Source organism: Coleofasciculus sp. FACHB-1120, from assembly GCF_014698845.1.
Taxonomy (GTDB): Bacteria; Cyanobacteriota; Cyanobacteriia; order Cyanobacteriales; family FACHB-T130; genus FACHB-T130.
In genome coordinates this window covers 35,921-56,749 of record NZ_JACJTV010000028.1, presented here as the reverse complement: position 1 = coordinate 56,749, position 20,829 = coordinate 35,921, and the positions used below count along the sequence as shown (strand labels likewise).

21 protein-coding genes are annotated in these 20,829 nt (G+C 47.3%); 8 read left to right on the top strand and 13 right to left on the bottom strand.

Annotated features, from left to right (window positions below):
* Positions 1–44: 44 nt before the first annotated feature.
* The 3 genes from H6H02_RS20780 to H6H02_RS20770 all read left to right on the top strand — a co-directional run bounded on the left by H6H02_RS20780 (position 45) and on the right by H6H02_RS20770 (position 1,998).
* Positions 45–191, top strand: coding sequence for a hypothetical protein (locus H6H02_RS20780; protein ID WP_190821290.1), 147 nt, complete (start codon positions 45–47; stop codon positions 189–191).
* Between the two features lie 159 nt (positions 192–350).
* Complete coding sequence (locus tag H6H02_RS20775) at positions 351–518, top strand: hypothetical protein (protein ID WP_190821288.1); 168 nt, start codon at positions 351–353, stop codon at positions 516–518.
* Between the two features lie 61 nt (positions 519–579).
* A complete protein-coding gene (locus tag H6H02_RS20770) occupies positions 580–1,998 on the top strand; it encodes a general stress protein (protein ID WP_190821286.1) in 1,419 nt (472 codons plus the stop codon).
* A 100-nt stretch (positions 1,999–2,098) separates the two neighbouring features.
* Here the strand turns inward: H6H02_RS20770 and bioF are convergent, their stop codons facing one another.
* From bioF to H6H02_RS20735, 7 genes are all read right to left on the bottom strand, one after another.
* The gene (bioF, locus tag H6H02_RS20765; protein ID WP_190821284.1) at positions 2,099–3,271 is read right to left on the bottom strand and encodes an 8-amino-7-oxononanoate synthase; all 1,173 of its coding nucleotides are present in this window, start codon (positions 3,269–3,271) and stop codon (positions 2,099–2,101) included.
* Positions 3,272–3,539: 268 nt separating this feature from the next.
* On the bottom strand, positions 3,540–4,223 hold the full coding sequence (locus tag H6H02_RS20760) for a DUF2834 domain-containing protein (protein WP_190821282.1): 684 nt from the start codon (positions 4,221–4,223) through the stop codon (positions 3,540–3,542).
* Positions 4,224–4,403: 180 nt separating this feature from the next.
* Positions 4,404–5,087, bottom strand: coding sequence for a hypothetical protein (locus H6H02_RS20755; protein WP_190821281.1), 684 nt, complete (start codon positions 5,085–5,087; stop codon positions 4,404–4,406).
* Between the two features lie 14 nt (positions 5,088–5,101).
* On the bottom strand, positions 5,102–5,788 hold the full coding sequence (locus H6H02_RS20750; protein WP_190821279.1) for a DUF2834 domain-containing protein: 687 nt from the start codon (positions 5,786–5,788) through the stop codon (positions 5,102–5,104).
* A gap of 122 nt (positions 5,789–5,910) precedes the next feature.
* Positions 5,911–7,023, bottom strand: a complete 1,113-nt coding sequence (gene hrcA / locus H6H02_RS20745) for a heat-inducible transcriptional repressor HrcA (protein WP_190821277.1) — start codon at positions 7,021–7,023, stop codon at positions 5,911–5,913.
* 119 nt (positions 7,024–7,142) lie between these two features.
* Positions 7,143–7,334, bottom strand: a complete 192-nt coding sequence (locus H6H02_RS20740; RefSeq protein ID WP_190821275.1) for a hypothetical protein — start codon at positions 7,332–7,334, stop codon at positions 7,143–7,145.
* Positions 7,335–7,536: 202 nt separating this feature from the next.
* On the bottom strand, positions 7,537–7,896 hold the full coding sequence (locus H6H02_RS20735) for a rhodanese-like domain-containing protein (protein ID WP_190821273.1): 360 nt from the start codon (positions 7,894–7,896) through the stop codon (positions 7,537–7,539).
* A gap of 130 nt (positions 7,897–8,026) precedes the next feature.
* Here H6H02_RS20735 and H6H02_RS20730 point away from each other — a divergent pair, with 130 nt between their 5' ends.
* The 4 genes from H6H02_RS20730 to H6H02_RS20715 all read left to right on the top strand — a co-directional run bounded on the left by H6H02_RS20730 (position 8,027) and on the right by H6H02_RS20715 (position 13,525).
* Positions 8,027–9,814: a DUF3352 domain-containing protein gene (locus tag H6H02_RS20730; protein ID WP_190821271.1), complete on the top strand. Its 1,788-nt coding sequence runs from the start codon at positions 8,027–8,029 to the stop codon at positions 9,812–9,814.
* Between the two features lie 859 nt (positions 9,815–10,673).
* Positions 10,674–12,245, top strand: coding sequence for an ATP-binding protein (locus H6H02_RS20725; protein WP_190821269.1), 1,572 nt, complete (start codon positions 10,674–10,676; stop codon positions 12,243–12,245).
* Positions 12,246–12,362: 117 nt separating this feature from the next.
* On the top strand, positions 12,363–12,734 hold the full coding sequence (locus H6H02_RS20720; RefSeq protein ID WP_190821267.1) for a DUF1823 family protein: 372 nt from the start codon (positions 12,363–12,365) through the stop codon (positions 12,732–12,734).
* A gap of 128 nt (positions 12,735–12,862) precedes the next feature.
* Positions 12,863–13,525 (top strand): GIY-YIG nuclease family protein, encoded by a 663-nt coding sequence (locus H6H02_RS20715; RefSeq protein WP_190821264.1) that lies wholly within the window; start codon positions 12,863–12,865, stop codon positions 13,523–13,525.
* A 182-nt stretch (positions 13,526–13,707) separates the two neighbouring features.
* On the opposite strand, the gene H6H02_RS20710 is transcribed toward H6H02_RS20715, so the two are convergent.
* From H6H02_RS20710 to H6H02_RS20685, 6 genes are all read right to left on the bottom strand, one after another.
* Positions 13,708–13,866, bottom strand: a complete 159-nt coding sequence (locus tag H6H02_RS20710; RefSeq protein WP_190821262.1) for a hypothetical protein — start codon at positions 13,864–13,866, stop codon at positions 13,708–13,710.
* A gap of 170 nt (positions 13,867–14,036) precedes the next feature.
* Complete coding sequence (locus H6H02_RS20705; protein ID WP_190821261.1) at positions 14,037–14,225, bottom strand: CPXCG motif-containing cysteine-rich protein; 189 nt, start codon at positions 14,223–14,225, stop codon at positions 14,037–14,039.
* A gap of 23 nt (positions 14,226–14,248) precedes the next feature.
* Entirely contained in the window at positions 14,249–14,704 is a 456-nt protein-coding gene (locus H6H02_RS20700) for a hypothetical protein (protein ID WP_190821259.1), read from the bottom strand.
* Positions 14,705–14,799: 95 nt separating this feature from the next.
* Positions 14,800–15,267: a hypothetical protein gene (locus H6H02_RS20695; RefSeq protein ID WP_190821257.1), complete on the bottom strand. Its 468-nt coding sequence runs from the start codon at positions 15,265–15,267 to the stop codon at positions 14,800–14,802.
* A gap of 141 nt (positions 15,268–15,408) precedes the next feature.
* Positions 15,409–17,043: a radical SAM protein gene (locus H6H02_RS20690; protein WP_190821255.1), complete on the bottom strand. Its 1,635-nt coding sequence runs from the start codon at positions 17,041–17,043 to the stop codon at positions 15,409–15,411.
* 27 nt (positions 17,044–17,070) lie between these two features.
* Positions 17,071–17,325 (bottom strand): SemiSWEET transporter, encoded by a 255-nt coding sequence (locus tag H6H02_RS20685; RefSeq protein WP_190821253.1) that lies wholly within the window; start codon positions 17,323–17,325, stop codon positions 17,071–17,073.
* 1,036 nt (positions 17,326–18,361) lie between these two features.
* On the opposite strand from H6H02_RS20685, the gene H6H02_RS20680 reads away from it, so the two are divergent.
* Positions 18,362–20,725: a penicillin-binding protein 1A gene (locus H6H02_RS20680; RefSeq protein WP_242040802.1), complete on the top strand. Its 2,364-nt coding sequence runs from the start codon at positions 18,362–18,364 to the stop codon at positions 20,723–20,725.
* Positions 20,726–20,829 lie beyond the last annotated feature (104 nt).

Below are 20,829 nucleotides of genomic sequence, written 5' to 3'. Positions count from 1 at the left end.
TAACGGCAATCAATTGGCGGTGCGTCTTTAAATTACTTCTGATTATGAGCGTACCGATAGTTGCCCTCTATCGGTGGTGGTATAACCGAACGAATGAGTGGCAATTCCCGCGCTTTGTTCGGAAAAAGTTCTCTGGGTCATCGGGGCAGGATCTTCCCATTTATGCTCTAGGAGCCGGTTCCCCTGGATAAATGTCGGTTAATCTCTTGGCGATTCCTCTCCTTGGAAAACATAAGTTTTTTCCCTTCCCAGAAATAGAAGCAGTTTTAAGGGTTAGTTTTACTGGATAAGCCAAAGTATAAGGGTCTTTCCACTCATCCTAAGGGCAAGAAATAGGGGGAGGCGAAAAAATGAGCAAAAACAGAAAAGAGTTTTTTATCAAAAAAACTGATGCGGAAAATGCATTGGGTTCTGACAGAAGCATATCTTTTACTCATCTATTGATAGAGAAAAAAATTTTACATCTTCAGGCTGATGAAAAGTGTAGAAAAAAAGAGAAAACTGATAAAAGTGCATAAATAAAAAATTGATTGTAAATTTGTGCTGACGGAAGTTATTGCATACTTCTAGGAGGAAAAAATGACCCTCGACCAAAACAAGCGAGCTGTCGGCGTATTTTCTACCCCTGAACAAGCGGAATATGCGCTCAACGAGCTTAGGGATTCTGGTTTTGCCATGAACACGGTTTCTGTGGTGGCACGAGATACCAGTCGGCAAGATGAGGTAGCTGGTGTTGAAGTCAACCCTTACAGAGGCGGCAATGAAGCCGGTGGAGGTGCAGCAGCAGGTGCGATCGCAGGCGGTGCCGTCGGCGGCTTGGTTGGCATCCTGGGAGCCTTAAGTGCGTTAGCAGTTCCAGGATTTGGTCCGGTTCTCGCAGGAGGTGCGATCGCTTCTATTCTGGGAGATGCGATAATCGGGGGTGCCGTTGGTGCTGCGACAGGTGGAATTGCCGGGGCACTGATGGGTTTAGGAATTCCTGAAGAACAAGCCAAAGTTTACAACCACCGAGTCTCCCAAGGAGATTATTTAGTCATCGTCGAGGGTACGCAAGAGGAAATTAATCACGCTGAATTGATTTTGAACCGACAGGGTATTCAGCATTGGGGTGTCTACGATGTGAGCGAGGTTGCGGCGGTTCCTGACAATTATGGCACTTCTTCCTCAACCCCCTTCGATCCGATCAGCAGCACGTATCCTTCCCCGTTAGGACTCGATCCCCTGGCGACGGGTTATTCCTCTTCATTGGGACTCAATCCGCTGGGTGCCATGTCTCCCGTCGCCTATGTCCCCACGGAAGATGACAACGATCGAGATTTCAGCCAACACAAGCGTGCTGTTGGTGCCTTTCTCAGCCGTCAGGATACGGAAGATGCGCTTCACGAGCTGAATAATTCTGGCTTTCCGATGAGTAAAGTTTCTGTCGTCGCCAGAGATGCAGACACCCAGGATCAAATCGCTGGCGTCGAAGTGAGCGATCGCGTTGATGACAATAACGTTGATGAAAGCGCCACCACGGGAGCGATCGCTGGGGGTGCTTTAGGCGGTCTGACTGGCTTATTAGTCGGTTTGGGTGTATTGGCGATTCCTGGAGTTGGCCCGATTTTGTTGGCTGGCGCGACTGCGACCGCGATCGCAACGACCCTTGCGGGGAGTGGAATCGGCGCAGCCGCAGGTGGCTTGATTGGCGCATTGCTAGGTTTAGGAATTCCAGAAGATCGAGCGCAAGTTTATAACAACCTTGTGGCTCGCGGTGATTATCTGGTTATGGTAGATGGTACCGAAGACGATGTCGAACGTGCCGAATCAGTTCTGAGCAATCGCGGCATTCAAGAGTGGGCTATCTACGATGTGCCACGTTCTCCGACTTCGAGAACTGCTCCGACTGACCGTAGCGTTGAACCTCAGGAGAATCTGACCGCTGTGAATGAGATTGAGTCTCAGGATAAAGTGACCCAGGTGAGCGATCGCGTTACCATCGTTGACCATCGGCAATAGTTTTGGCATCTGGAACCCCACCCCCAGCCCCTCCCCGTTTACGGGGAGGGGAACCGGAGCCGCAGGCAACGGCGGGGAGGGGTTCTTATATTACGGGGAATCAACCAGACTGAATATTCCCCCTTAACACCTCCACTAATCGTTGAAGTTGAGCAGCTTCATGAGTTGCCATCACCGAGAGTCGAATTCGACTGGTAGGCACGGTGGGAGGACGAATTGCTGGGGCAAAAATGCCCGATACTTTCAGTTGATGCCCCATTTTTAGCGCTGTTTCTGCACTTTCCAGGGGAAAGCAGAGGATGGGAGATTCAGAAGGAAGTAATTGTAAGGGTAATTGCTGGGCAATCTGCTGTTTGAGAAACTTGACATTATTCCATAGACTGGCGCGGCGTTCCGGTTCTTTTTGAACGATCCGAACGGCTTCCAATGCCGCAGCCGTATCAGCGGGGGAAAGAGCCGTCGTATAAATCCAACTGGGTGCCCGATTCCGCAAAAAGTCAATCAAAGCCGAGCCGCCTGCGACATATCCGCCCAAACTGCCTAAAGCTTTGCTGAGGGTGCCGATTTGAATCAATGGGACATTGCTACAGCGAAAATGTTCTACACAGCCAGCACCCGTTGCTCCCAGTACCCCTGTGGCATGAGCTTCATCAACGAGCAGCATACAGCTAAATTCCTCCGCCAGCTCCAACAGTCCCGGTAAGGGGCACAAATCACCATCCATACTGAAGACGCTATCTGTGAGAATCAGGCATCGACGATATTTTTCCCGGTGTAAATTCAACTGGGTTTTTAACTCTTCAACATTGCAGTGAGAGTATTCGATAACCGTTGCACCGCTAAGAATTGCCCCATTTTTCAGACTGGAATGATTGTACCCATCAGACACAATCAAGTCGCGTTTTCCGACTAAAGCAGCGATCGCTCCTAAGTTTGCCAGATATCCAGAACTAAAAACCAAGGCATCTTCGGTCTGTTTGAGAGATGCGATCGCTTTTTCCAATTCCCGATGCAGTTCCCGATGTCCGCTGAGTAACCGAGAACCCGTGCTACCCGTGCCAAATGCCTGAGTAGCGGCTACTGCGGCTTGGATGAGGCGTTCATCCCCCGCGAGTCCTAGATAATCATTACTGGCAAAATTGATGACTTCACGCCCCTCCAGCCGCACCGTCGCACCCGGACGACTAGCGATCGCTTGCACCGACCGATACCAATCTGCGCGGTGAATGGTGGCAAGGGATTGCTCTACCCAAGCGTAAGGATTCGTTGGCATTTCGATCGGTTATCGCACCTTTAACTTGCCTGTATAGCAGTTCTCACTATACTCGGAACCTCACCCCCAACCCCCTCTCCGCAAACGGAGAGGTGGCAGTATTGAACCCCTCCCCGCAAGCAGGGAGGGGCAGGGGTGGGGTTAAACGGTACTGCATCCAAACAAGAATTGCTATAAAAGAAAATACCGGAAAAGTGGCAATCATGCCTTCCACCTCCCAGAGACGCTACAGCACCTCTCTACATTTTCTCCTGGCACAACTCGCAAGCTAAGCTGTCAAATGAGACGCTTGAACGCTGACGTCAGCACTTGATTCTGGCAAAGGTGGACGCAGGCAAAGATAAGCAAGTGGTCCAAATAAAGGCACTAGCGCCACCGCCCAAAAAATTCTAGCCTCCTTGATATCCCGACGTGCCATATCATCGTCAAAGAGTGAAGTTAATGGAAACACCAAGCACATCAGACAAAAATCCAAGCTAATTAGGTGAACAAATTCCTTGGTTTGAAACTCTTGAGTGTAATCTCCCCAATTTCCTGCAAATATGGCGTAGGCAAGTAAGCCAATCGTTGTTAACAGTAGGAAAATTCCTGTCCAACGGGAATCTAGAATTTTTAGTAATTTATCCTTCGGTCCAGAAAATTCTTGATTTGATTTTCGGAAAATTAAATAGGGGATAAAGCAAATCACACCCGTTCCATTTGCCCCAATGAAATAAGGCCATGAGCGAAACGGTTGCGTTGTGCCATCAGCAAACATTAGACAAGCATAAATCATAGGCCAAACGCCCATGAGCCAGAAGATAGCCACAAGAATTGCATTCACATCTGCCAACTGGAATGTTAACAACTTCCAAACCAGCGAAAACGTCTCTGGTTGAGCGAGTGGATCTAACCATACGGTATAGAAAAGAAATTTAATCCATATCAAGAACAAGGCAATTTTTCTGCCCATAATCTTGACCGATAATATTATGCATCAATTGTTTAACTTTAAGAGAAAGATGACAATCCTTACCTCCGTCTTAAGTCACACCAGGTTGCATTCAAAAGAAAGCAACAGCATCTTCTCCTTTTCCTTTTTTCCCTCCGCGACTTCTGCGGTTCGTTCTCTCTCCTAAAATAGGGATATGGTTCAGGCTCGTGTAGTGCTAGCAACAGGTTCTGGTGCTGAACCAGGACTAGCTTCTGGCAAAGGTGGACGAATACATAGATAGGCAAGTGAACCCAGTAGCGGAACCAGCGACACTGCCCAAAAAACTTGGGGAATATTGAACCCTCGACGTGCCATATCATCGCCGAGAACGGTCGGGAACAACAGACAGAACAGGCAAACAGCCAAACTCATGCCATTGACAAAGCGATCGCTTTGAAATTGCTGAATAAACTCTCCCCAATCACCCGCTAACAAGCCAATTGCTAGCAAGAAAAGCCCGCTGAAATTGAGGAGAATACCCGTCCAGCGAGAATCAAAAACCTTCAGGAAAGTATCCTTTTGCCCAGAAAACTCTTGATTCGGTTCCCTTAATGCTAAATAAGGTATCAGGCTAATCACTCCCGTTCCCACTGAACCCAAAGCAAAAGGCCAGAAACGAATCCTTTGCATCCTCCCATCAACGAACAAAAGACAGCTATAGATGAGTATCCAGATGCCGACTAGAGCGAATATCGAAAGGATAATTGGGTTAACCTCTGTCCACTGACCCGTCAATATATTTTTAATTAGCCGCAGCGTATCTGGCGTAATTGGTGGTGCCAGCAGCAAAACATAGGAAATAAATCCAGCCCATAATAACCAAAGTGCTGTTTTTCTAAACATATTTCTGTCAAATTTTAATTTCTAGATTGTGCGGGTTGGCGTTCCGTAGGGAAGGCTTCGGCACTGGTTTCGGGTAAGGGAGGGCGCAGGCAAAGATAAGCCAAAGAACCAAACAAAGGAATCAGCACCACTATCCAAAAAAGTGCAGAATTGTTGATTCCCCGACGCGCCATGTCATCTCCCAGAAGTGCAGGAAATATTAACCACAGCAGGCAGAAATCTAAGCTCATGACATGAACGAAGCGATTTGTCTGAAACTGCTGAACATAATCTGCCCAATTACCGCCCAACAAGCCATAAACAACCAAACTCCCAGCGCCCAATGTCAGCAAAAAACCAAGCCACCGGGAATCGAGTATTTTCAGAAACAAATTCTTTTGTCCGTGAAATTCCTGATTAGGTTCTCGCAACGCTAAATAAGGCAACAAAGCAAACGCTCCGACTCCAAAAGAGAACGCCGAAAAAGGCCAAGCTGCTACCTTTTGCTGTTTGCCGTCAATGAACATCAGGCAAGCGTAAATCATGGGTACGATGCCCAGGAGATTGAATAGCGCGACGACTAGGGGGTTAATCCCTGTCCACTGTCCTGTGGAGAGATTTTTTATCAGTTCAAAAGTGCCTGGTTGTTCCGGAGGCGCTAACAGAAAGGCATAGGTAAGAAATGCCCCCCAAACCGCCCACAAGCCAATTTTTCTAATCATATCAATGAAGAATGAAATGCAAAAAGTAGAGCTAATGGCAATTAGCAATGTTCATCGTTCGTGGTTCGTAGTGAACGGCTACCCAATAGCTAATCGCGATTAGCTATTAGCCACTTTCTAAATTAAGCGGGTTGCGTAAGAGCATCAGAGAGATAATCGGCGGCGGCTTCAACGAGTGCGATCGCATTTTCGTATACCATCCGCGTTGGTCCCAAAACACCCACACTTCCCACGGGTACTGAACCCTGCTGGTAAGTTGCAGAAATCAGCGTACAGATCCGCATCGGTTCTAAAGGATTTTCTGAACCAATCCGCACCGTCACCCGCGAACCAGAGGTGGTATCTGAAATGGCCGTGACATCTGGTCTGGGCCACTCAAAGATTAAAGGCCACAGCTGGTCTTGTTCCTCTTCCAATAGGTGTATAAGCGTCTGCACTTGCTGTAACTCAGAAAATTCTGGCTGACGCAGTACTTCAGCGACGCCGCGAACCATAATTGGAGTTGTAACAGGTTGAGAAGTGCGACGGATCAAGTCGGAAAGCAGATTTCGCAAAGAATCGACATATCGTTGAAATTCTCGGTCTAGTTCGCTCCAGTCTAAAGTTGCCAATTCACTGAGCGATCGCCCCCGCAAATGGCTATTCAAAAAATTCGATAAAATCTGCAACTCTCGATCTACAATTTCTGCATCCGGTTGCTCATCCTCCGATTCTGAGAGCGGTAGCTCCATTAAGACGCTAGTGGTCTCATAAGAATCTGTCACCACAATCAGCATCATCCTCCCCGGATCGAGCTGTACCAGTTGCAAATGCCGCAAACGATTAGTCCGAGTCTGCGGCATCGTGATCAGGGTAATATAACCGCTGAGCGTTGCCAGAATTTGTGCTGCACCCCGCAACACGGTCTCGAAGCTCTGATGTTCTAAGCTCAAACGGTTTGTGAATAACTGCTCCACCTGACGCCCCAGGGCTTCAGAAGGCTTAATTAATTGATCGACATAAATTCGATAGCCAGAGTCCGAGGGAACCCGCCCAGCCGAGGTATGGGGTTGATAGAGCAACCCCGCTTTCTCTAAGACGCCCATTGCATTGCGAATCGTCGCTGGACTGACGCTGAGATTATACTCGTCTACCAAAGCTTTCGAGCCGACTGGCTCAGCCGTCGCAATATAGTGACGGACAGTTGCCCAGAGAATACGTTGTTGACGGTCAGTCAAACTTACTTGCCTAGCCATTTAAACCAAAGCCGAATTGGATAGGGTTTTAAACACAATTGGAAATTCCTGGACTTCTGATGATGTATTTCTCAGGAAGTCCGGCGCTCTTGTCAAGCAAGCAGCCGATTCAATATAGGTTAAAACAGAATAGCAGATGCTGCCTTCTGCCTGCCGGTTCGCCACACCCAGCCAGTAGAAACATAACAGCCGCCGAACTTCAACCTTAGACATACCATGACGAGCGATCGCAGAGTTAAGACATGATCGCTACCCGTAACTCTAAAGTCCACAGTCTCTATCAGGATTGTCTGTAGTCTACTCGACTGCATCGAAGTTTGTCAGCCAAAACCCTCTAAATGCTTATTTCGCTAGTAAAAATTAAAACAATATCGACAAACCGTATTTAGTTAAAAAATATAACCCCAGCCTTTTTCCTTGGTAGGGAAGAAGGAGAATTTCTTCCCTCTTCTTGCAGGAGAGGGGTTGGGGGAGAGTTTCCAGCTTCAAGATAGTTCTGTGCGGGGAAACCCATTAGTATTGGGAAATTGTCGGATCGACGCGGATTGAGTAGGCATCGATGCCACCAGCAATATTTTTGACATTGGTGAAGCCTTGCATTTGTAGCCACTGACACATCTGCGCCGAACGAATGCCATGATGACAGAGAACCAGCGTCTCGGTGTGCGGATCGAACCGGGTATGGATTTGGTCAGCCCAGTCGGCAAATTCCGACAAGGGGAGGTTTTCAAAACCTTCAATGCTTGCGATCGCGATTTCCCGTGGTTCTCGCACATCCACCAATTGCAGACTCTCAGGGGAATCGGCAAGACGGCTGGCAAGTTCTTCTACGCTAATCTGGGGAATATCTTGGCTAAAAGATTGAGCAGACATGAGGTTGTGCAACGCTTGAGATTAACTAAGATTTTAATAGTTGGCAGTCCGATGAGCTGAAATAATAGGTTCTGGCATCGGGATTAGTGTTCTTAGCTGAATCGCGCTCACCCAAGGTCTACATTTCACCATGAAGCGACGCTCGTTTTTCTACGTTCTAGCAGCTGGCGTTTTAGTGCTGCTGTTAATTGGTGCCGGTGGCTTTTACTGGCTAAGGGCAAACAGCCCCCTCGCCCTTTTAGGGGGTGGGGAGGTGACGAACCCAACTGCCACCATATTTGTGCCAAAACAGGCACCCGTAATGGTGTCATTGCTTGTGAATCCAGATCGGCTGGAAGGGTTGCGGCAGGCTGTAGCGCTTCCCGCGAACCGCAAGCGATCGCGTGCAGAACTCAACCAATTTAAACAAAGCTTACTCGCGAACACCGATCTGGACTATCGCCGAGATATCCAACCCTGGCTGGGGGATGAAATCACGCTGGCTCTCACCAGCTTAGATTTCGATCGCACCCGTGACAATGGAGAGCAGCGCGGGCTGCTACTGGCTGTCACCACCAAAAACCCGCAACGCAGCCGCGAGTTTGTGGATTTGTTCTGGCAGAAGCAAGCAAATGTCGAGACAGATTTAGTCTTTGAAACTTATAAAGGTGTCAAGCTGATTTATAAGAATCAGGATTCACTCGTCAAACCTCAAGACGCGGTCAATAAAGGCTTTTACAACCGTGATAGATCGGCATTGCAAAAAGACGCAATAAACCGCGCCTCAGCTCAAAACTCGGTTGCTACCGCAGTTGTTGGCGATCGCTTTGTGTTGTTTGCCAATAACCCTAGGGTGCTGAAAGAAGCCATCAATAATGTGCAAGCGCCCAATCTTAGCCTCAGCGATTCAACTTCTTATCAGCGGGCAATCGACACCATCTCTCAGCCGAAAATTGGTCTGACTTATGTGAATCTACCCGCGTTGGCGATGTTTCTGGGGAACAATTCACAGATGGAAATTGACCCAACCTATGAGAGTTTAGCGATCGCCATCTCGCCAAAAACTCAAGGATTGCTGGCAGAAACCGCTTTATTGGCGGCTACCGGACAGGAAATCCCCCCGGCAACTCCTACCCTATCTCAACCAGTCGGAGCGTTGCAGTATCTACCAGAGAAAATAGCGATCGCAGCTTCTGGTAGTAACTTAGAGCAACTGTGGACTCAACTCACTTCTGGATTAGATAGCGATGATAGCCTTGCTCAACTCATCAATCAACCCATCGCGAATCTCCAAGCTCGTTGGGGCATTGATCTAAAGCAAGATATCTTTAGTTGGGTGCAAGGCGAGTACGCTTTGGGAATGCTACCTCGTCCCGACCGCAAAGATTCAGATTGGATTTTTGTCGCCGAGAAATCAGAAACGACAAAAGCAGAAGCGGCAATCGATCGTCTAGACGCTTCTGCCAAACAGCAAGGGTTGAGCGTTAGCTCATTTACCTTGGAGAATCAACCGATCTCTGCCTGGACAAAACTCACAACCACCGCCGAGAAGAATCAGGGTGACGACCAAGATCCCGTCAAGTTAGAAGCACAGGTGAAAGGAGTTCATGCCAGTGTCGGCAAGTACGAGATTTTCACCACTTCGATCGAAGCAATGAATCAAGCGATTAAGGCTCCTGATAATTCTCTCGTCAAAAGCGATCGCTTCCAGGCAAACATCACCTCTTTACCCCAGCCAAATAACGGCTATTTGTATCTAGACTGGGCATCTAGTCAGGCGTTCTTAGAGCGTCAGCTGCCCATTGTCAAAGTGGTGGAACTGGTAGCGAAACCGTTATTTAACGAGCTAAATTCGCTTGCCTTTAGCAGCTATGGCAGCGATGACGGGGTTCGCCGCAGTAAGGTCTTCCTGCGCCTAGGTGCTAAGGCTGAGGAATGATTCACAAATCCGAGTTGGGGAAAGCGAATTAGTAATCAGTAATCGCTAAAAACTTCCCGCATCACCCGCTGCTGAGTCATATCATGTCCGCTAAATTCCCATAATTTCCCGGAACCTCAAGAGATAGCTCTCTTGGGGTTCTCTATTTTTTGGGCTAGTGTGGATACACACATCTTCTTATTCTTAAACCTGTCAGTCCCGGTTTGAGCGCTCCTAGCCGTGCGAAGAGAGCGCCACTGCGCTAGAAAAAAGGAGGGAAATCAAGTCAAAGTCCCCCAATTTATCAGAAAATTCAAGGGAGATCGATCAACGTTTTGCCACTTAATCAAAAATGTGTATATACGGTGGCTAACTCCCGCGAAGAGAGCGCTGCCTTGCTATAAAAAAGGCAAATATGCACCTGGCTTATATCGGGGAAATTGTTTGTAGCCAGTAAAACTTTTACAACCAACCCAAATGCAACCGATTTAAACAGAAAAAATTTCCAGTCTCAGCTATCTAGTTATCGATATCACCCACGAAATTAACAACCCGGTGATATTTCATCGACAGCAACCTGGTTCGCGCCAATGATTACAATGCCTTGCCTGCTGAGTGCAAAATATTTAATTACCCCCACTCATTCACAGAAGCTACCGCCTTTTAGTGACACTGATTTTGGCAATCCGTATAAAAATGCACTAAATTTGGTACCACTTTCGTTCATAGTTTTTTTAGTACTAGCCAAGTAACCATTCGGAGGAAGTCAAAGCTGCATCTTTAATTACAAGTAAACTGGAACTTGCTCATAGATTTACATGAAGATACAGTAAATTTGCGGTTTTTTGCTTCTCTGTTCAAAAAGATTCCAACAAGTACCATGACAAAAAAGACAACTAATGGTATAGTTCCGCAATCTTTATGGTTTTTTGAAGTATTGCCGGTACTTGTCTTGGCTAATTATTTACATTTAAATGAAATTAACACAGTGCGGGAAATTAACGCGGCGGTGGTCAATGTCAGTGGTCGTCAGCGGATGTTATCTCAACGCACGGCACTGTTCGCCTTAAGACTGGTCTGTACAAAAGATATTACTGAGCAAGAGCAATTGCGCTCTACTTTGCTGACTGACCTGGATTTGATGGAAAGGTCTCACAGTGGTTTGATTGAGGGTAATGCGGAGATGAAACTACCGGGTCAACCATCACCCGTTGTTTGGTCAATGTATTTTGAGCCACCGCTAAATTTAGACCAGCACATACGCCAATATATCGCCCAAGCGAGAGCGATCGCTCAAGCAGCCCCTGGAGAACTGACCTCAGACAATCCCCATCTGCGCTACATTCTTGCAGAGTCTTCCACCAACCTGCTTGAAGCTCTAGACGCAGTGGTGAGCCAGTACCAACAAGAAAGTGATATTGAACAACTTGCCCTTGACGTTTATCAAGCGGAACTCTACGAGCAAAGTTGTGCTACCACTGTCCAAGCTGTTGCTCAATCACAGCATTTAGAGCAAGCCTTGCACAACCTGCAACAAGTCCAATCCCAACTTGTTGAAAAAGAAAAAATGTCCAATTTGGGATGTTTAGTAGCAGGGGTGGCCCACGAAATCAATAACCCTGTCAGCTTTATCTACGGGAACCTAAACTATGCAGTTGACTACGTGCAGAATTTGCTTGATTTAGTAACACTTTATGAGCAAGAGTGCCCCAATCCTAGCTGCTTGATGCAAGAAAAAATCGCAGAAATTGACATAGATTTCCTCAGAGAAGACCTGCCTAAAGTAATGTCTTCAATGGAAATAGGGGCAAAGCGCATTCATCAGATTGTGCTGTCGTTGCGGAATTTTTCTCGCAATGATGAACAGGTTATGCAGCAGGTGAACCTTCACGAAGGGATTGACAACACGCTACTAATTTTGCAAAACCGGCTGAAAGCACATGGCAACCATACAGAAATTGAAGTGATTAAAGAGTATGCTGATTTACCTTTGGTGGAATGTTACCCAGGGCAAATGAACCAGGTATTTATGAACCTGCTTGGCAATGCGATTGATGAGCTGGAGCGTTATAGTAGTGAACCCCCAAATGAAGCCTCTATTTCAGGGGTTCGCAGTTCGGATGAATTACTCCATAAACCCTGTCAAATTTCGATTCGCACAGAACTGACGCCTTCCAATACGATTGTTGTGCGGATTGCCGATAACGGACAGGGAATGAATGAAGATGTTAAAGCCCGATTATTTGAGCCATTTTTTACCACCAAGCCTGTCGGTAAAGGCACGGGATTAGGGTTATCCATCAGCTATCAAATTGTGGTGGAGAAGCACAAGGGTTCGCTGAATTGCGTATCGGTACCTGGACAAGGAACGGAATTTTGTATTGAGATTCCAATGTGGCACACCCAGGAGGAATCAACTCCTAACAGAAGGAATCAGCTTTTGGCAAGTTAACAGCAGCGATCGCGTACTATTTTTGTAAAAAGAGCGAATACAATCCCCCAGCGATATTTGCTCAGAAAAAAAGCTGTATTTTATTGATACAGTTTTTGTTGTCAATGGTTTATGCTCATGTCTAACTTACCGCCGCTGAATACCGAAACCATTTGGGCTATCCTCAACGATGAAATTGATGATGCCACTGTGAACCAATTGGTGTGGCAATGCTTGGGTTATCGCTACGACGCAGCGGCGAATCAATGGGACGCGAGCGAACTTCTCCCAGAATGGCGAGATGAATATCCGCAACCGCCTGATTTTATTGAAAACCGCCCCCCAACCGTAAAGCTGACTCGCTCGATTCCGCCAGAAAACAAGCAGCTACTCAAAGAACAACTCGGTTTTAAGGGCTACAAATTGGGTGAATTTGGCCCCAGGCAGACTCGTCGGGCGACAGCGGCGAATTGGCTGTTGAGCTATATGCAAAACCACCCGTTGAACTAAGTGATACTAAGCGGGACTGAAATGACCACTGTCCACGCCCTAAACTATAAACAAGTTACAGGGAGTGGATAAATCCCAGGATTGACTGACTCCTAGCGGCAAATTCATTGAATGGAGACTAAATTCAGGTGGAGACAAACCAGAATGTGCCCGTTGAACACCAAAATGTACCCGAAGGCCACCGGGGGCTGCACGACTTTTTGTATAGCTCTGACGACGAACACGCTGCCCCTGAGATAGCGACTCCTGCTGATCTCGAAAACGATGGTACTGAAGTGCTGCCGCTTCAAGCCTGGTGCGATCGCGCCCAGAATGCGAAAATTGCTGGGGTGTACGCTGTGTTAAATACCCAACGCCAGACGCAATACATCGGTTACTCTCGGAATGTACTGCTTTCCCTGAATGGTCATGTCGCTCAAAATGGGAGAGAAACTTGCGCTTTTGTGCGGGTGCAGGCGTTCAAGTTCCCAAAACGCACGGATATGGAAAATTTGCGAGAGGCGTGGATTTCCGAACTCGGCAGCATTCCGCCTGGTAACGCTGATGTCAGCGGGATGTGGGCTAGTACCGTAGGCGAAGTTGCAAAAGCAGCGATGTCGCCTGAAGAGCGCAACGCCTATGAGGAGAAAAAGCTCAAACTCCGCAAAGCGATGGCAGATAGCACGCTCACCAAGGATTTGGCAGATGCCGAGGAAAGTGATGCCAAGCGGCAGCAAAAGCTAGAAGCGGCAGTTAATAATGACGACTGGAGTGCTGTTATTGAGGGACAAACGCGGGAAACTCACTCGTAAGGCAGGGTAAGGAAGCGTTATCTGTGGAGATTCCTTCAACTTCCTAGGGCTAATTCCTTTTTAAGGGGGGCTAAGAAGAATCTTCAGAAGTTTATGCTTCTTAAGTAATCCTCAAAAAACACCCAAATGATGGTATTTGGGTGTGGAAAGGTGGGGATGTATTCAAAATTAAGTCGTTGATGTCAATCGTTAAAAGCAGCTAGTTGGATTGGGCGATCGCTTATCTTGGAAGTACCTGCTGCTAGTTCTGCTGCTTGTACCGCTGGTGCTAAGAATAATAATGCTCCTGCGCCTACTAAAGCTAATTTAAAAGCCTGTTTGCGATTGAATTCAGATTTCATGAATGCCCTAACTTGACCTTTATTAGAAGATGAAACCGTAATATCAAGGTTGCTTTTTGAGTAACTATCTGATTACCAGTAGTTGTATCTTCAGAAGGGCGCAAGGAATTCCCAGAAATTTCAGAAATCTTTCGCGAGCAAACTAGGCAGGAATTAATCAAAATTTATTTTTAGCCTTCGTAGTCACTATCAATTTCAATATCAAGGGTTTCTTCATCAAGCCGAATGTAGAGATTATTCGGGCGACAGCAGACTTGGCAATCTTCAATATAAGACTGCTGACCCCCGGCACTCAAGTCAACAAACGTAACATTTGGTTCGCCGCAATAGGCACAAAAATACTCGGATGTTGTTTGCATTTAATTTATTCCTCTAATCATCGTTATTGAGTCCATCGCAACACTCTTTCGTTAACGATGATTTTATTGTCTTGAATAATGCGTAGCTGGCTTTGGGTAAGGATGTAACGGGTATTACCTTGAACAGCAACGAACTGACCGCTACTGTTGCTAGGAATCGTCACATTAACGGAATTTCCCGCTCCCTTTTTGGCACCTCCAATATAGACTAAAGTACCTCCTTTAGCCGCACAGATATGGGCGAAATAGTTTCTAGTTTCAGCAGCACGGTATAAAGAGGTATTCGGTGGACAGCGGGTATTCAGAAGTTGAGCGAGTTCAATTGAGTCGGAAGTTGATAAGTGTTGAACCTGGAGAATTTCTGCTGTGTTTTGCCGAGAAAACTCAAAGCGATCGCTTTCGGTACTTCGTTCTCCAGCGTACACCGGAGAGGTCAGGAATAAAAATGCTCCTACACCTGCCAAAGCTAGTTTTAACATTTGCTTGCCACTGGTTGGGGAATCTATTCAATTTATAAGAAAAATTCCCCCGCCAGTACAGCTTCCGGCGGAGGAATTTCTGACAAATTGAACGATTATTTAATTCCGACTTTCATTCTGTAACTGGCGTTGCCTCTAGTCCCGCCAACCACGATCTTATAGTCCCCGGTTTTAGGCAATGTGCCGGTCCAGCTAGTTGCCTCTTGATCGATCATCCGCCCATTGGGATCTACGATATCAAAAACAGCGTTCTCTTCAAGAGAGGTAATGGCGATCGTCATTTTCTGGCGAGCTTTAGCACCTAGCACGTAAATATCTCTAGTGCCTCGCACGACTGAGTATTCAACAACAGCGGAGCTTTTCCCTTTGGCAAATCGAACGCGCTGGGTGCGACCTTTGGGTTGAGCCGCCAGAACAGTTGGTTGAACTGCCGCAGCACCCGTGGAGGTCACAGTTTTAGCGATCGCTTCTATGGAGGGAATCAAGCATAAAAGCGCCCCTGCACCCACTAGAGCCAGTTTTGAAGCAAATTTACGATTAAATTCAGATTTTACCAATGCCATCTGTCCGCCTACCTTGGAAGAATCAAACTCTTCTTAGAGTTTTACTGGAGTTTCTATCAACTACATCTGTGCGATCGCTGTTTTCCTAAAAATGGCAGAATCGACTTATCCGTGTGCTTACGGTCGTAATCGCCCCATCGGCTAAGTTAAGCAGGCTGAAGCCTCCCGAAAATGAGCCGTAGCGTCGGCTAGATGCTTCTGGAGGGTGGCGACTGGTAATGGCCCTTGTAAGTGGTTCCAAGGCAAAACTTGCTCTAACGACCAACTGGCGTGAATATAGGAATCGAGAGCCGGCAGTTGTCCTCGCAGTTCTTTGAAAGCACGGCGGTAGCTGCCTAGAGAGTCGCCGTAGTGTCGCGTCAGTTCTAGAAGATGGGAAAGTCGGCGATCGCCTCTCGATATTAAAGCTTGGATTGCTGACCAATTATAGCTTTCCGGTCGAAACTCAATCCCTTCGCGGCGCAATTGCTTCTCTAAGCCTTTGAGCCGCTTTTCGGCATCCCGATTGACTCCAAACCACTGAAACGGCGTATGAGCCTTGGGAACAAAAGTGCTGCATCCGAAGGTCAAGCGTAACCCAGGCGCGGCTTTTTTTAGCGATCGCATCATCGCCACCGTTGCTTCTAAATCTTCGGGTTCCTCCCCTGGAACTCCCACCATTCCATAGAGTTTGAGGTTGCTTAATCCACCTGCTTTGGCATTGATTGCAGCTTGGATGATTTCCTCATTCGTCAGCTTTTTATTGATAATCTGCCGCAACCGTTCCGAACCACTTTCTACGGCAATGGTGAGCGATCGCGTGTCTCGTTTTGCTAAAGTTTGAGCTAGCTGTACTGTCACCGTATTCGTCCGCACCGAAGCAATGCTGAGGCGGACATCGTCGTATTTTGGCTGACTCAAGTAATCTAGAAGAGTTTCAAACTCTGGGTGTTGCGTAACCGATGCTCCTAATAATCCCAGCCGATTCGTCACCGCCAATCCCCGATCGATGGCTGGAATTAGCGAACTTTCCAAACTTGCTGTGCGAAACGGCAATGTTAGATAACTCGCCAAACAGAAGCGGCACATTTCCGGACAACTCCGTACCACTTCCACCATATAAATATTTTCCCACGCCGCCTTCTCTGTCACCACAGTTGAAGCAGAAAGCGTATTTCCCCGATAAGTTTGCTTTTCAATTACGGCGGGAATCTCCGCATCTACGGGCAAAATGGACTGGATCGAGCCATCGGGCGCGTGATATTCAACTTGATACAAACTAGGGATATAAATTCCCGGTACTTGCGCCAAACGCCTCAGTTGAGCTTGTCGGGTAGCGGTTCTAACTTCTTTATACGCATCAATAAAATTGCTGAGCAGATTTTCGCCATCTCCCAGCAAAATGACATCAAAAAAGTCAGCAAAAGGTTCTGGATTGGCGGTTAATACGGGTCCTCCCCCAAATACGAGGGGATGATTGTCATCACGCGCAGATGCTCGATTCGGAATCTCTAGCAGTTCCAACAAATTGAGGATATTGACATAATCTAATTCCCAAGAAAGAGAAAATCCGACTAATTCGGGCGATCGCAGCAGCGGCTCATGAGTATCTGTAAATAGGCGGCTGACTTCAAGATCGGAGCGCATTGCCAAAGACGCCCACACCACCTGATAGCCTAGGCTAGTGATGCCAACGCTGTACTCATTCGGGAAAGCAAATATAGTCCGGATAGCGTCGGTGTCAGGCGTCGCGGGTGTAAATAAAAGACGTTCTGCGGCAAAAACTCCAGACATCACAGGCAAGTAAAACCTTAAAAGATTATCTTATTCATATTTAATTTTAAGCGATAAAATTATCAGATTAAAAATTAGGGTTAGCAAGTTGGCAGCAATAACCGGAAAAGATTGAATGTAAAAACCGTACACTAACCACAAAAACACTCCCGCACAGAAAATAATCAACATTTCCAGAGAAACATCTTTGGCTGATTTTGTTTGCCATACTTTAAACAGTTGAGGCAAAAAAGCAATAGTGGTCAAAGTTGCCGCCATAAATCCCAAGGTCGTTACAAAATCCATGCTACTGCCAATTGATTTGCAAAAATCTTTATAGATAAGATTTAACTATAACAAATGAACTTATATCAATCGTAAAAGATTTATAAGCTCTTTCTCTTTCTCTTTCTCTTCCTTTGCCTCCTTTGCGTCTTTGCGGTTTGTCAAAAAAATATCTGACCAATCAAATAGGATTACCTTATAACCAAAATAGGTAAGATATCTATGACTTGCCTAACCTCGAAAGATTACGCACAAACGTTAAGCAAATTACCCATGATGGATTGGCATCAGAAGGGCGATCACTTATACTAACCCCAACGGATACATCTATATTAGGAAAGATATTTTGCTGTACAAGCCGAAGTTGCTGTTTTCCCGATGAGTTTCCAGAAAGCCATTTACCGATAAAATGTTCGCTACGAACATTTTATGAGGGCGACCACCAACTTCAGAAGAAACCGGCTCCTCTCAAAGCTAGATTTTTCTCATAAATGACCTCCGCTGCTTAAATAGGCTTATCCAGACAGAAAAAAGAGAATAATCAGGAGTTTGCTTGGAAATGCCCAGAGATTTGCCCCATCCCTTCAAGTTGCTTCCGATATAAACAAACAATGCTTATAAAAAAGCGTGGTGCTGGGTGCGCTGAAATATATTTTGTGATGGAATAAAAAACAGTAACTTGACAAAAAGCGAATAAGTTCACAATTGCCTAGGCACAGATCCCGGATTCAAGCCATAAAATAGGCAACAATAAGCAGGGAATTTTGCGCCAGAAGTTTTTGGTGATTGAGGAGTTGATGTGACCAAGTTCATCTCAAGACTGAAGGATTTATCAGGCAAGTTCAATGCGGGGGTGTCAAATGAACCAGTCGAGACTCCTGTAAGTAACAAAGAAGAACCAGTCGATACTCCGATTGATAACAAGGAACCAGACAACGGAGAAACAGACGCATCACCCCACCCTCGGCAATTGAAAGACAATCTCTTGCGGCTGAAGCGCTTCTCTACTCAGGAGCTTCCTGAAATTGTCAAGAAGCCATTCATCGGCGAGAACCCACTGCATCATCAGCGTCGGTTTTGGCTTGGCTTGGGTTTAGGAGGAGGAGCGATCGCGCTGGGGTTGGCTGCGTGGTCGCTGGAGAGTAGCTTACCCGATACCAGCGATGCCTTAACCTTGATGCGACCAGAGACTTTGACCATCAAAGCCTCAAACAACAAGATACTCCAACAAACCGGCCCCGCGACTCGCGAAGCCCTCAAAATTGACAAAATTCCCAAGCAGCTGATTCAAGCCTTCATTGCCATAGAAGACAGACGCTTTTACAAACACCAGGGAGTCGATTACCAGGGAGTTTTAAGAGCAGCCTTTTCTAACCTGATAGCAAGAGATGTTGTAGAAGGCGGTAGCACCATCACCCAACAACTGGCGAGGATGGTCTTTCTCGATCAGGAGCGTAGCATCTGGCGCAAGCTTAAGGAAGTCCGAACCGCTCAAAAAATCGAAAACGAAAACACCAAAGATCAAATTCTAGAACGCTACTTAAATTTGGTTTATTTAGGAGAAGGTGCTTATGGCGTGGCAGATGCGGCTTGGGTTTACTTTTCTAAGCCGGTGTACGAACTAACCCTGTCGGAAATGGCGACACTTGCCGCCATCCCACCAGCACCCAATCAATATTCGCCAATTAAGAATCCACAAACGATTAAAGAGCGCCGCAATCTGGTATTACAACAGATGCAGCAAGCGGGATTCATTACCGCAGCCGAAGCCGAGAAAGCGATCGCTGACACCCTAGTCACAAAACCCAGCCGTCCTAAGCGACTCGAAAGGTTCGCCCCCTACTTCACCGAATACATCCAACAAGAACTGCCCAAGCACGTTTCACCAGAAGCGATTAAGGCTGGGGGATTGACGGTAGAAACCACCCTGAAGCCAGAGTGGCAGGAAGCGGCGGAAAAAGCCGTCATCGAAACCGTGGAAGACAGTGGTCGAGGTCAAAACTTCGAGCAAGCTGCCCTCGTGGCAATCGATCCGCGTACCGGCGAGATCCGGGCAATGGTCGGGGGAAAAGATTTTTATAAGCAACAGTTTAATCGCGTTACTCAGGCACAGCGCCAGCCCGGTTCGACATTTAAAGCATTTGTATATGCTACGGCAATGGCTGCCGGTTTTACTCCCTATCGCGGCTACCTGGACGCTCCGTACAAAGTAGACGGCTATACCCCCAAGAACTACAGCGAAGAGTACCGGGGCTGGATCTCTATGCGAGATGCTCTGATTAGCTCAATCAATACCGTTGCTGTCAAAGTTTTGGTCGATGTGGGATGGGATACGGTGATCGATGTTGCCCAGAAAATGGGCATTGAATCAGAACTGAAGCCGACCTATTCCACTGCCCTAGGTGCCTCTGAAGTCAACCTACTGGAACTCACCAGTGCGTATGGTACCTTTGCCACCAAGGGGATGCATACAAAAAATTACGGCATTCGTCGCGTTCTGGATCGGCGTGGGAACGTTATCTATGAAGCCAAGTTTAAGCCCGACCGTGTCTTACAAGAAGACACCTCTGCAATTATGACTTGGTTGCTGCGAGGCGTCGTCAATGAGGGGACGGGTCGTGCCGCCTCTCTAAACGATCGACCTGTTGCTGGGAAGACGGGCACCTCGGATGAGGCACGCGACCTGTGGTTTATTGGCTACATCCCCCAAATGGTTGCAGGTGTTTGGCTGGGCAACGATGACAACAAACCGACTTGGGGCGCTAGTAGTACAGCCGCCTACACCTGGAATAAATTCATGGTGGAAGTGGTAAAAGATATCCCGGTCGAGAAGTTCCCAGACCGACCCACCGAGCTAGAAGGACGTAAAGCCCAGCTCACGATCAAGCCCATTAAGCCGAAAAGCACCTTCTCTGGAAGCATCATCTCCAAAAAAAGCGAGGACGATGACACACCCCGGCGTAGTCGCTCTCGTCGGACGAGAGCGAGCGATAACAGCTCCAGCGAAGAAACTCCCCGGCGTAGACGCTACCGGACTAGCAGCGTCCAAAGCTCCAGCGAGGCTAGCCCGCGCCGGAGACGTCGTCGCAGCCAAGAAGTTCAGTCTCAAGAAGAATCTAGACCTCGCTACCGTCGTTCTCGTCGCCAAACAAATACCAGTTCTCAAAGCCAAGAGACTTCAAACAATAGCAGACGTAGCTACTCCAGTTCTCGTCGCCAAGCAAGCACAAGTTCTCAGGAGTCGGCACCCGTTCGGCGTCGTACTCGCAGAAGGGCATCATCAGATTCTACTTCTAGCACTGCACAGCCAAGGAGAAGACGAACCTATACTCCTGCGCCAACCGCCCCACGGGCACCTAGGAGAACAGCGGAAAGTTCCGCTCCCCCTCCCGCTCCCCCAGCAGCGCGGAAGGAAAATTAGGCACGGTTAGAACAACTTCCTAACTCTCAAGCGCGATCGCAAAAACAATGGGGATCAAACTCAGGGGTGATAGACGATCCCCTGAGTTTTGGTACGATAACCAA

What these genes read in the sequence shown, in the direction of transcription:
- H6H02_RS20775 (WP_190821288.1), top strand. Translation starts at nt 351, where the DNA reads ATGAGCAAAAACAGAAAAGAGTTTTTTATCAAAAAAACTGATGCGGAA.
- H6H02_RS20735 (WP_190821273.1), bottom strand. Translation starts at nt 7,896, where the DNA reads ATGTCTGCTCAATCTTTTAGCCAAGATATTCCCCAGATTAGCGTAGAA.
- H6H02_RS20730 (WP_190821271.1), top strand. Translation starts at nt 8,027, where the DNA reads ATGAAGCGACGCTCGTTTTTCTACGTTCTAGCAGCTGGCGTTTTAGTG.
- H6H02_RS20780 (WP_190821290.1), top strand. Translation starts at nt 45, where the DNA reads ATGAGCGTACCGATAGTTGCCCTCTATCGGTGGTGGTATAACCGAACG.
- bioF (WP_190821284.1), bottom strand. Translation starts at nt 3,271, where the DNA reads ATGCCAACGAATCCTTACGCTTGGGTAGAGCAATCCCTTGCCACCATT.
- H6H02_RS20750 (WP_190821279.1), bottom strand. Translation starts at nt 5,788, where the DNA reads ATGATTAGAAAAATTGGCTTGTGGGCGGTTTGGGGGGCATTTCTTACC.
- H6H02_RS20770 (WP_190821286.1), top strand. Translation starts at nt 580, where the DNA reads ATGACCCTCGACCAAAACAAGCGAGCTGTCGGCGTATTTTCTACCCCT.
- H6H02_RS20705 (WP_190821261.1), bottom strand. Translation starts at nt 14,225, where the DNA reads ATGCAAACAACATCCGAGTATTTTTGTGCCTATTGCGGCGAACCAAAT.
- H6H02_RS20710 (WP_190821262.1), bottom strand. Translation starts at nt 13,866, where the DNA reads ATGAAATCTGAATTCAATCGCAAACAGGCTTTTAAATTAGCTTTAGTA.
- H6H02_RS20740 (WP_190821275.1), bottom strand. Translation starts at nt 7,334, where the DNA reads ATGCAGTCGAGTAGACTACAGACAATCCTGATAGAGACTGTGGACTTT.
- hrcA (WP_190821277.1), bottom strand. Translation starts at nt 7,023, where the DNA reads ATGGCTAGGCAAGTAAGTTTGACTGACCGTCAACAACGTATTCTCTGG.
- H6H02_RS20760 (WP_190821282.1), bottom strand. Translation starts at nt 4,223, where the DNA reads ATGGGCAGAAAAATTGCCTTGTTCTTGATATGGATTAAATTTCTTTTC.
- H6H02_RS20720 (WP_190821267.1), top strand. Translation starts at nt 12,363, where the DNA reads ATGTCTAACTTACCGCCGCTGAATACCGAAACCATTTGGGCTATCCTC.
- H6H02_RS20725 (WP_190821269.1), top strand. Translation starts at nt 10,674, where the DNA reads ATGACAAAAAAGACAACTAATGGTATAGTTCCGCAATCTTTATGGTTT.
- H6H02_RS20685 (WP_190821253.1), bottom strand. Translation starts at nt 17,325, where the DNA reads ATGGATTTTGTAACGACCTTGGGATTTATGGCGGCAACTTTGACCACT.
- H6H02_RS20755 (WP_190821281.1), bottom strand. Translation starts at nt 5,087, where the DNA reads ATGTTTAGAAAAACAGCACTTTGGTTATTATGGGCTGGATTTATTTCC.
- H6H02_RS20700 (WP_190821259.1), bottom strand. Translation starts at nt 14,704, where the DNA reads ATGTTAAAACTAGCTTTGGCAGGTGTAGGAGCATTTTTATTCCTGACC.
- H6H02_RS20695 (WP_190821257.1), bottom strand. Translation starts at nt 15,267, where the DNA reads ATGGCATTGGTAAAATCTGAATTTAATCGTAAATTTGCTTCAAAACTG.